We start from the raw sequence: 9,141 nt of genomic DNA, 5'->3' as shown, positions 1-9,141 counted from the left end.
CTGTTATTTTTTGAACATAAAATATTTTTTCGATTCACCTCACCACCTTCACATATGTTTAGAGGTGGGAGTCCTCTCGAAAGGTATGATAGAATAAAAAATCTATTATTCCTCTTATTCGGATGTTTATTGATGGTAAAATAAATATTTATTACTATTATTTGGACGTAATATAATGATTATTGATACATAGAAAAATAGAAGGGGAAGGGAATAGAATAGATGAAAAAAAACATGAAAATGTTAGCTATGGCACTTGGACTAGCTATTATGGGATCAACAACATCTGTATATGCAAGCCCTGGTGGATTAGATGCAAACGGAGGTCATACGTGTCATACAAATTGTGCAAAATGGGGACTTGAGACAGGAGAATACCATTATCATAACAATTGGAAGAAAGATGAAAATGGAAAATGGTATTTCTATGACAAAGATGGCACAAAAGTGAAAGGCTGGAAGGATATTAATGGTACTTTGTACTATTTTTATAGTAATGGTCAAATGGCAGCCAATACAACGATTGATGGTTATGTACTTGGTGCTAACGGTGCGATGCAACAAGCTCAAACAGCTCAAACGGTTCAAACAGGTTGGAAACAAAACGGATCTGTATGGAATTACTACAATGCAAACGGTGTGAAACAAACAGGCTGGAAACAAATAAGCGGTGTGTGGTACTACTTCAATGGACACGGGGCAATGCAAACGGGCTGGCAGTCAATTAATGGAGCATGGTATTACTTTAGCGGAAGCGGAGCAATGCAAACAGGCTGGATTCAAGGCAATGGCGTATGGTACTACTTCAGCGGAAGCGGAGCAATGCAAACAGGCTGGATTCAAGGCAATGGCGTATGGTACTACTTCAGCGGAAGCGGAGCAATGCAGACAGGCTGGAAACAAATAGGCGGTGTATGGTATTATTTCAGCGGAAGCGGGGCGATGCAAACAAACTGGAAACAAGTAGGAAGTGCATGGTACTACTTCGATGGAAGCGGAGTAATGCAAACAGGCTGGATTCAAGATAATGGTAAGTGGTACTATTTAGAAAATAACGGCGTTTGGAATCCAAATGCTATATATAACATTCTTTCGCAATATGAAGGATACTGGAGTAATGTTGAACTGCCAAAAACTGATGATTTAACGCAATTGCCAACGTATATGAGTGCAGTTATTGATTTTACTTCTGGAAATAGAGCATCAGTTGAAGTAGCTTTCGCATCAAAAGGATTTGTCCACCATGCTGAGGCTGGCGGCATTGTAACATTTCAAAATAATAAAGCGGTTTTGTACTTTGACGAAGATGGTTGGTGGCATTCTGGTAAGGTTGAAATTACATTAAAAAACAACAAAGTATACTTAAATATTTCACTAAATCCAGGAGGCAGCAGTACATGGGGTCTCCCAGCAGGTCAATATACATTAACGTATCATTATGGCTTGGGAGAAGAAGCTGTTGCGAAATAATAAAAGAAAAAACACCTCCACTTAATTCACATTTAGTATGCGAATTAAGGAGGTGTTTTTTCTTTTAATCAAAATTTCATTTCATTAGACTTTATCTCGCTATTCGCGGGCAATAAGACCCCCACCTCAAGATTCAGAGAAAAGTGTTGTCCAGCTCTAGCGGCTAGAATCACAGGTCGTTTCGCCCCCTCGGACGAGGGCGTCCTGCGATTCTGGACGAGCCGCTTCCGCTTTTCTACAGAAGATAGGTGGGGGATAACGGCTCGTAAAAGCTCGATTGGGCGGGCTTTCCATCAGGGAAGGAGGAAGAACCTCGCCGCTGACGGAAGTTTCACTTTATTATAGATGGATGAGAATGAGACAGGTATGCGAAGTATGGTTAATCATAATATTTGTGTATACAAGTTCCGACGGATCAATGAGAAATCTATTATTCTTTTTATTAGGATACTATTTTGTTGTAAAATAAACCTTTGTTGCTATTATATGGATGTAATATAATGATGATTGGTACATAGAAAAATAGAAGGGGGAAGGAAATAGATGAAAAAAAGCATGAAAGCGTTAGCTATGGCATTTGGACTAACTATTGTTGGATCAACGACATCTGTATATGCAAGCCCTGGTGGATTAGATGCAAACGGAGGTCATACGTGTCATACAAACTGTGCGAAATATGGACTTGAAACAGGAGAATACCATTATCATAACAATTGGAAGAAAGATGATAATGGAAAATGGTATTTCTATGACAAGGATGGCACAAAAGCGAAAGGCTGGAAGGCTATTAATGGTACTTGGTACTATTTTTATAGTAATGGCCAAATGGCAGCTAATACAACGATTGACGGTTATACACTTGGGGCAAACGGTGCCATGCAACAAGCTCAAACGGTACAAACGGGTTGGAAACAAAACGGTTCTGTATGGAATTACTACAATGAAAACGGCGTGAAACAAACAGGCTGGAAACAAATAGGCGGCGTGTGGTATTACTTCAACGGAAACGGAGCAATGCAAACGGGTTGGCAACAAGTAGGAGGCGCATGGTATTACTTCAGCGGAAGCGGAGCAATGCAAACAGGCTGGCAACAAGTAGGAGGTGCATGGTATTACTTCAGCGGAAGCGGAGCAATGCAAACAGGCTGGCAACAAGTAGGAGGCGCATGGTATTACTTCAACGGAAGTGGAGCAATGCAAACGGGTTGGCAACAAGTAGGAGGCGCATGGTATTACTTCAATGGAAGTGGAGCAATGCAAACGGGTTGGCAACAAGTAAGAGGCGCATGGTATTACTTCAACGGAAGCGGAGCAATGCGAACAGGTTGGATTCAAGATAACGGTAAGTGGTACTACTTAGCAAGTGACGGTATTTGGGATCCGAATGCTGTGTATGTAGATGGTCTTACCGAGTATCGTGGGAGTTGGAGTAATATTGAACTGCCAGCAGATATTGAGGATTTGAAGAAAATTCCAACGAATCTAAGTGCAGTAATTAATTTTACATCTGGAAACGAGGCAGAAGTTGGAGTAGGTTACATGTCACAAGGAGCTGCACACTTTGCTTTAGCTTATGATACTGTAACATTCCAAAATAATAAAGCAGTCTTGAATTTTGAGAATGATGGATGGGGACATTCTGGTAAGGTTGAAATTACATTAAAAGATAATAAAGTATACTTAAATATTTCAATAAACTCAGGAGACAGTAGTACATGGGGGCTCCCGTCAGGTCAGTATACTTTAACGTATCATTATGACTCGGAAGAAGAAAGCATTACGAAATAATGAATTGAAAATGAAAGATGAAGTAGCACCTAATCATGGAAAATGAGATAGGTGCTATTTTTTATCCAGCTATTTTTGGGCAGCTTTCCATCAGTGAGGAATGAAGAAAACCCCACTGATGGAAGTTTCACTTTATCGCGTAAAACTGTTGCTGATTAAAATTTCATTTCGTTAGATTATATCGGTTTTCTTTTTCGATAAATAACATAGCTGCGTCGTAAATATTTCACGGGAACGCTAAAGACATGAACGAGTCTTGTGAATGGCCATGTTGCAAACAGTCCCATAGCAGAAGCGATGTGAATTTTAAACCAAATTGGTACTTCTGCCATATACTCAGCTTTAGGCTGGAAAATAAAGAGGCTGCGGAACCATGGGCCAATCGTTGTTCGATAATCAAAAGCGTTTGAATCAATATTTAAAAATGTAGAAGAAAGTCCTGCAAGCTATAGTGCAAATGCAAGCAGTTTTTTCATTTAAATAATTGTGAACAGTTTTTGAACAGAATTGTGAAGAATTTTTGAATGAAGAAAGTAATGTGAGAAATATCACAACGCAAATTGCTGTTCTTTTTTTATGATAAAGGCAAATGAAAGGCAGTTAAAAAAGATAAAGAGTTTTGGGTAAAAACACCCCGTTTAAAAATATATTATAATAGAATAAAAATAGATATACATGCAGCAAGAAGGAGGGGTGAAGATGACTGAGAAGGTTTTAGATGCATGGCAGCGTCCGCTTCAAGATTTACGCATTTCTGTTATTGATCGTTGTAATTTTCGATGCACATATTGTATGCCGGCTGAAGTGTTTGGACCAGATTATGCGTTTTTAAAAGATGAGTTTTTGCTCACATTTGATGAGATTGAGCGAGTAGCTAAACTTTTTGTTCGCATGGGTGTCAAGAAAATTCGATTAACTGGCGGCGAACCGTTACTTCGTAAAGATTTACCAAAGCTCATAGAACGTCTTGTGAAATTAGAAGGTCTAACAGATATTGGTCTAACGACGAACGGTATTCATTTAACGAAGCAAGCGAAAGCTTTAAAAGAAGCTGGTTTACAACGAGTAAACGTCAGTTTGGATGCACTAGATGATGATGTATTTCGAAGCATTAACGGCCGTAATGTAAGCACGAAGCCTATATTACGAGGAATTGAAGCAGCAAGATCCGTCGGGTTAGAAGTAAAAATCAATATGGTCGTGAAAAAGGGAATGAACGATAACCAAATTTTGAAGATGGCCGCTTATTGTAAAGAGCAGTGTATCCCTCTTCGCTTTATCGAATTTATGGATGTTGGGAGTACGAACGGCTGGAACTTTAAACAAGTAATCACGAAAAAAGAGTTAATCGATATGATTGGACGTGTATATCCAATTGAGCCAGTAGATCCGCATTATTTTGGTGAAGTGGCAAAGCGTTATCGATATGTTGGAACTGAGGCAGAAGTCGGCTTTATCACATCTGTTTCTGAATCATTTTGCTCTTCTTGTACGAGAGTGCGCATATCAGCAGAAGGTAAGTTTTACACATGTTTATTTGCAACAACAGGAACGGATTTACGAACGCTTCTACGCAGGGGTATAGATGATGAAGAATTATTCCAAGTCGTGCAAGATGTGTGGACGAAGCGCAGTGATCGTTATTCAGATGAACGAACGGAAGAAAGTGCAAATAACCGCCCGAAAATTGAAATGTCATATATTGGCGGATAAGAAAGAAGGGGTCAAGATGCAAGAGCGGTACTCACGGCAAATACTATTTTCAGAAATTGGTGAAAATGGCCAGCGAAATCTAGGTGAAAAACACGTATTAATCATTGGCGCTGGTGCACTTGGCGCGGCAAATGCCGAGGCGCTTGTCCGGGCGGGAGTTGGCAAGTTGACGATTGCGGATCGTGATTATGTCGAGTGGAGCAATTTACAAAGGCAGCAATTATATACAGAAGAAGATGCGAAGTGTTATGTACCGAAAGCAGTTGCAGCGGCGCAGCATTTAAAGCGAATTAACTCTGAAGTGGATATCGAGCCAGCTGTAACGGATGTAACGGTGCAAGAAATGGAACAGCTTGTTAAGAACGTGGATGTAATAATAGATGCAACAGATAATTTCGATACGCGTCTTCTTATTAACGATATTTCACAGAAGTATAACGTTCCGTGGATATACGGTGGTTGTGTGGGCAGTTATGGTGTAACGTATACGATTATCCCAGGGAAAACACCATGTTTTCGATGTTTGATGGAGCATCCAACGAGCGGAGAAACGTGTGATACAGCGGGGATTATTCAACCAGCTGTGCAAATGGTTGTTGCTTATCAGGTCGCAGAAGCTTTAAAAATACTAGTTGGAGATTTTGAAGCATTGCGAGAAACGATGGTAACATTCGATCTTTGGAACAATCAGTATATGGCATTTAAAGTAAACAGGCAGAAAAAAGAGAATTGCTCATCTTGCGGTAAATTGCGGACATATCCAAGCTTAACATTTGAGGCGCAAATGAAAACAGAAGTGCTGTGCGGCCGAAATACAGTTCAGATTCGCCCAGGTATAAATCAGCTTCTTAACTTAGAAGAATTAGAAAAGCGCTTACAAAGAAGTTTATCTGTACAGAGGACACCATACTTATTATCATTTCATGTCGATGAATATCGCTTCGTTATATTCCAAGATGGGCGAGCATTTGTTCATGGTACAAATGATATACAAGTGGCAAAGCGATTATACGCTCGTTATATAGGGTGAATCCAAAGGGGAGACCCCTTTGGATTCGGTGAAGGGGTTTAAGACTAATTTCTTGTATAATCGCCGCTTTTACCGCCTGTTTTCTCAAACAAGTATGTTTCACCGATGATCATGCCTTTATCGACAGCTTTGCACATGTCATATACGGTAAGAGCAGTAGCGGAGGCTGCAGTTAAAGCTTCCATTTCAACGCCGGTGCTGCCCTCTGTTTTCACTTTTACTTCAATAAGCAAACGATATTGTTCATCTGCAATATTCCAGTCAAAGGAAATATCGACACCTTTTAGAAGCAGCGGATGACACATCGGAATAATATCAGAAGTACGCTTTGCTGCCATAATACCAGCGATTTGTGCAACGGCTAGGACATCACCTTTTCCGATTTCATTATGAGTGATTTTATCATAAATTTCTTTCGTCACAATGATGCTAGAACGAGCGATAGCTGTTCGCACGGTAATCTTCTTATCGCTAATATCGACCATTTTTGCGCGGCCTTGTTCGTTAAAATGAGTAAATGAAGACATGGAATTCCTCCTTGAAGTAATTACTATTATGATTAGCATTGTACAATAAAAATTGTAATGAAGATGTGATATTTTGCAAACGTGGGGTGAAAATGATGCTAGAAAAACGAATACCAATTGCAGTTGGTGATGCAGTAGCACATGTGATGAAATATGCAAAACATGGAGAAGTAGAGCGAGTACCGCTTACAGAAAGTTATGGGCGAATTCTTGGCGAGGACGTAGTAGCGGATCATGATGTCCCTCATTTCGATCGCTCTCCGTACGACGGTTTCGCAATTCGTGCAGAAGATACAAAAAAGGCAAGTCAGGAGCATCCAGCCCAATTTGAAGTGGTTGGAGAAATTGGTGCTGGTTCTGTTTTTACAGAAGAAGTGAAGGCATTTCAAGCTGTGCGCATTATGACCGGTGCAGCGATTCCAACTGGTTGTGATGCGGTTGTGATGCTCGAGCTTACAGAAGGATTTCAAAAAGACGAGAAAACATATATGAAGTTGAAGCGTCCGTTTCAATTAGGCGATAATATTTCATTTAAAGGTGAAGATGTAAAGCAACATGATGTACTTGTGGAAAAGGGAACAGTGATTAATCCAGGAGTGGCAGCACTTCTTGCAACGTTTGGCTATAGTACAGTAGCTGTTGCAAGGCGTCCTGTTATTGGAATTGTAACAACAGGAAGTGAACTGTTAGAAGTTCATGAGCCGCTTGAACCAGGGAAAATTCGTAACAGTAACTCGTATATGATTGCTGCGCAAATTATGCGAGCTGGCGGCACGGTTCGGTATTATGGACAATTCGCAGATGACTTTGATACTTGCTACGAGATGGTAAAAAAAACAATGGAAGAAGTCGATATTCTCATTACAACAGGCGGCGTGTCAGTTGGAGATTATGATTATTTACCGGCTATTTATGAGAAGCTTGGAGCTCATGTACTGTTCAATAAAGTAGCGATGCGGCCAGGAAGTGTAACGACGGTAGCGGAAGTAAACGGAAAATTATTATTTGGATTATCAGGTAATCCGTCTGCTTGCTATGTTGGATTTGAATTGTTTGTGCGTCCTATTGTTCAGACATTTCTACATAGGAAGCAGCCTCATATGTACCGAGGTGATGCCATTTTAATGAAGGGGTTTCCGAAAGCAAATCCATTTACACGTTTTGTCCGCGGGAAAGTAGAAATAGTAAACGGACAACTGCAAGCAGTGCCAGTTGGACTTGATAAATCAAGTGCTGTGTCTTCACTCGCCGATGCGAATGCGTTTATTGTCCTACCAGGTGGTACGCGCGGTTTTGAAGAAGGTATGACGGTTACTGTCCTTTTATTAGAAGCAGAGCAAGGAAGTGAGTGGCCATGGAAAGAGCCGTTCCAGTCTTACAAATAGTAGGGTATCAAAATAGCGGGAAGACGACATTGGCAGAAAAACTGATTAGAGCTTTAACGAATGAAGGCATGCGAGTAGGAACGATTAAGCATCATGGGCACGGAGGATATCCAGAGCTGCCGCTGCAAAAAGATAGCGAACGCCATCGCCAAGCTGGAGCGATCGTTAGTGCAGTAGAAGGTGACGGATTATTGTCTTTATCTGCTAAGCGCCATTGGTCTTTAGAAGAAATCATTCGTTTGTATACATGTTTTGAAGCGGAGGTCATTATCGTTGAAGGGTATAAAAAAGAACCATACCCGAAAGTGGTTTTACTTAGGTCAGAGGAAGATGCCTCTTTATTAGAAAGTGTAGAAAATGTGATCGCCGTTATTACATGGAATGAGGCACCAAAAACATGGCACGAGAACTATAAAGTTTTTCATATAACAGAAGAGGCAGAGTATATAAATTGGTTTGTACAAAGAATGAGGGATGCAAAATGATAAATACGTATTTTGAAGTAGTGGATACACCCATTTCCATTGAAGAAGTAGCGCAGAAAGTCATTCGCCGTGAATGCGGCGCTGTGACGACATTCATTGGTACAGTGCGTGAATTTACGAAAGGACGCCGTACACTTTACTTAGAATATGCTGCGTATCGTTCGATGGCCGAAAAGATGCTTGCCAAAATTGGTGAGGAAACAAAAGAAAAGTGGCCAGGAACACATGTGGCGATTACGCATCGCATTGGCACGCTGCAAATTTCTGATATTGCGGTAGTTGTCGCGGTATCAACGCCGCACCGAAAAGCAGCGTACGAAGCAAATGAGTACATTATGGAGCGCATTAAACAAATTGTGCCTATTTGGAAGAAAGAGTTTTGGGAAGACGGTGAGAAATGGATTGGCGATCAATTAGAACAAACGTCGTATCCAAAGGGAGAACCAGGAAAGGAGAGTATGAAATGATTACAGTATTATTATTTTCTCATTTACAAGAAGAAGCTGGAGCGCATCAATTACAAATTGATGTACAAAATCTTGCCGTATCAGAATTGAAGGAACTTGTGACGAAAGACTACAATGTATCCCTTTCACAGCACACAATGGTAGCAATTAATGAAGAATATGCAAATGAAGATGATATCATTCAAGATGGTGACGTTGTCGCATTGATTCCGCCAGTTAGCGGCGGGTGATTCTTTCCTGCCTAATCATGATAGAGCGTGATTAGGCAGGAGGGAA

Annotated in this window: 9 protein-coding genes and 1 pseudogene; 8 read left to right on the top strand and 2 right to left on the bottom strand. The window is 40.6% G+C overall.

What is annotated here, in order from left to right; translation table 11 throughout:
* Positions 1–222: 222 nt before the first annotated feature.
* Both WAX78_RS23510 and WAX78_RS23505 read left to right on the top strand, forming a co-directional pair.
* Entirely contained in the window at positions 223–1,470 is a 1,248-nt protein-coding gene (locus WAX78_RS23510) for a YHYH domain-containing protein (protein WP_336484463.1), read from the top strand.
* 543 nt (positions 1,471–2,013) lie between these two features.
* A complete protein-coding gene (locus WAX78_RS23505; RefSeq protein WP_413789232.1) occupies positions 2,014–3,258 on the top strand; it encodes a YHYH domain-containing protein in 1,245 nt (414 codons plus the stop codon).
* Positions 3,259–3,434: 176 nt separating this feature from the next.
* On the opposite strand, the pseudogene WAX78_RS23500 reads toward WAX78_RS23505, so the two are convergent.
* Positions 3,435–3,704: pseudogene (locus WAX78_RS23500) on the bottom strand (respiratory nitrate reductase subunit gamma); the annotation flags it as partial.
* Between the two features lie 253 nt (positions 3,705–3,957).
* On the opposite strand from WAX78_RS23500, the gene moaA reads away from it, so the two are divergent.
* Both moaA and WAX78_RS23490 read left to right on the top strand, forming a co-directional pair.
* Complete coding sequence (gene moaA / locus WAX78_RS23495) at positions 3,958–4,971, top strand: GTP 3',8-cyclase MoaA (RefSeq protein WP_336484462.1); 1,014 nt, start codon at positions 3,958–3,960, stop codon at positions 4,969–4,971.
* Between the two features lie 16 nt (positions 4,972–4,987).
* Complete coding sequence (locus WAX78_RS23490; protein ID WP_336484461.1) at positions 4,988–6,001, top strand: molybdopterin-synthase adenylyltransferase MoeB; 1,014 nt, start codon at positions 4,988–4,990, stop codon at positions 5,999–6,001.
* A 44-nt stretch (positions 6,002–6,045) separates the two neighbouring features.
* On the opposite strand, the gene moaC is transcribed toward WAX78_RS23490, so the two are convergent.
* Positions 6,046–6,528, bottom strand: coding sequence for a cyclic pyranopterin monophosphate synthase MoaC (gene moaC / locus WAX78_RS23485; RefSeq protein ID WP_336484460.1), 483 nt, complete (start codon positions 6,526–6,528; stop codon positions 6,046–6,048).
* A gap of 95 nt (positions 6,529–6,623) precedes the next feature.
* On the opposite strand from moaC, the gene WAX78_RS23480 reads away from it, so the two are divergent.
* The 4 genes from WAX78_RS23480 to moaD are packed head-to-tail and all read left to right on the top strand — an operon-like array spanning position 6,624 to position 9,095.
* Positions 6,624–7,913 carry a molybdopterin molybdotransferase MoeA gene (locus WAX78_RS23480; RefSeq protein ID WP_336484459.1) on the top strand — a complete coding sequence of 430 codons (1,290 nt, stop codon included), beginning with the start codon at positions 6,624–6,626 and terminating at the stop codon, positions 7,911–7,913.
* On the top strand, positions 7,883–8,398 hold the full coding sequence (gene mobB, locus WAX78_RS23475) for a molybdopterin-guanine dinucleotide biosynthesis protein B (RefSeq protein WP_336484458.1): 516 nt from the start codon (positions 7,883–7,885) through the stop codon (positions 8,396–8,398). Before WAX78_RS23480 ends, mobB begins: the two co-directional genes overlap by 31 nt.
* The gene (locus tag WAX78_RS23470) at positions 8,395–8,865 is read left to right on the top strand and encodes a molybdenum cofactor biosynthesis protein MoaE (RefSeq protein WP_336484457.1); all 471 of its coding nucleotides are present in this window, start codon (positions 8,395–8,397) and stop codon (positions 8,863–8,865) included. The genes mobB and WAX78_RS23470 overlap by 4 nt, the downstream gene beginning before the upstream one ends.
* Entirely contained in the window at positions 8,862–9,095 is a 234-nt protein-coding gene (gene moaD, locus WAX78_RS23465; protein ID WP_336484456.1) for a molybdopterin converting factor subunit 1, read from the top strand. Before WAX78_RS23470 ends, moaD begins: the two co-directional genes overlap by 4 nt.
* The last annotated feature ends 46 nt before the right edge of the window (positions 9,096–9,141 follow it).

Origin of the sequence: Bacillus yunxiaonensis, from assembly GCF_037104695.1 — a bacterium.
GTDB classification, from domain to species: Bacteria; Bacillota; Bacilli; order Bacillales; family Bacillaceae_G; genus Bacillus_A; species Bacillus_A yunxiaonensis.
The sequence above is the reverse complement of the archived record's forward strand: the minus strand, read 5'-3'. Positions and strand labels throughout refer to the sequence as shown.